Origin of the sequence: Parendozoicomonas verongulae, assembly GCF_009711465.1 — a bacterium.
Lineage (GTDB): Bacteria > Pseudomonadota > Gammaproteobacteria > Pseudomonadales > Endozoicomonadaceae > Sansalvadorimonas > Sansalvadorimonas verongulae.
On record NZ_SMME01000506.1, the window covers coordinates 1 to 1,123 of the forward strand.

At 50.5% G+C, this 1,123-nt stretch carries 2 protein-coding genes; one reads left to right on the forward strand and one right to left on the reverse strand.

What is annotated here, in order from left to right:
• A partial coding sequence (locus tag E1189_RS22685) for a hypothetical protein (RefSeq protein WP_196220940.1) occupies positions 1-652 on the forward strand: 652 nt, incomplete at its 5' end.
• A gap of 132 nt (positions 653-784) precedes the next feature.
• On the opposite strand, the gene E1189_RS24620 is transcribed toward E1189_RS22685, so the two are convergent.
• Positions 785-1,123 (reverse strand): hypothetical protein (locus E1189_RS24620; RefSeq protein WP_230459927.1); only part of this gene is annotated, 339 nt, incomplete at its 5' end.

Sequence of the window (1,123 nt, forward strand, 5' to 3'; positions counted from 1 at the left end):
ACAGCCGGACACCCCTTGTAATGACAAGGAGATTGAAGTGGCTCTGGGTAGACATCTCCAGACCATGGGGGGCATAGCCAACCTGGGAGCAGCCCGGGGCATCTTTACCCGGCTGCGCACCAGAGCGGCCGGAGGACAGGAGAACACTCCCTGTGGGGACAAAGATATCGAATTGGGTCTTGCATCTGTTTTTATTGGTACGGGAGAGTGGGTGCAGTTTGATAGGTTGCAACTCGACAAACAGTTGTTTGCAGGGTTCGAAACCTGTTTATGTTTTAGCATCCGTTACTTCCGGGAATTAACGGAGGCTGAGGACATATTGCCCTCACATGCCACTCTGCTGGGGAAAGCGCTGCATTGGGCTGCTCTTGCTGTGGAGGGCAGTGAGAGAACCAGTGCATCCTGCCTGAGCCAACTGGCTCACTGCTTTCGCCTTTTATCCGTCTGGCCGCAATCCAATCTGCAAGCACTGGGTATCAAAGAGGCAAAAGAGCAAGAGTTCAAATATACGTCGGAACTATTCTTTGGTCTGGCCAATGACCTCGAACCCCATCGGCAAGAACTGAAGAAAGACGACTTCTGGAGGGTAAAGGAACGAAAGTTGTTAGCTCTTATGACTGGAGAATCTCCGTGTGAACAGGGCGATGTCTAACGGTGTCTTGATCGCCGTATACCTCAAACATTCCCGTTTGTGATCCTGACACATTCTGAACCTTTGTTCCCTCACCACCATCCATACAAAGCATTGGTTTAACACCCCCTTGGCATAACGGCTATTAAAGGTTTATTCAGAGTATGAACACATCGCCACACTATAGGAGAGGACGCCATGACCGACAGGTGCCTCCTCCTCGCAGGCAAAGCGGCTCCAGTAGGTATAGGCCCTATACCTCCAGTACTCATGGTTCTCGATATCCAGAGCGTGCAGGTCACTCTGAGCAGCGCCAGCTTTCGCAAAGGCATTCCCGGTACTATCCGGCTCACTCTCGTGTACAGACATATCACGATATAGATCATGGCTTCGGTCTTCTGAAAACCAATCCCCAAAGGGCATTTGAGGAGGCCGTGACACTATTAAAAAAATATGAGGGAAACTCAAAGCAATATGCTCGTGTTGTGCAAT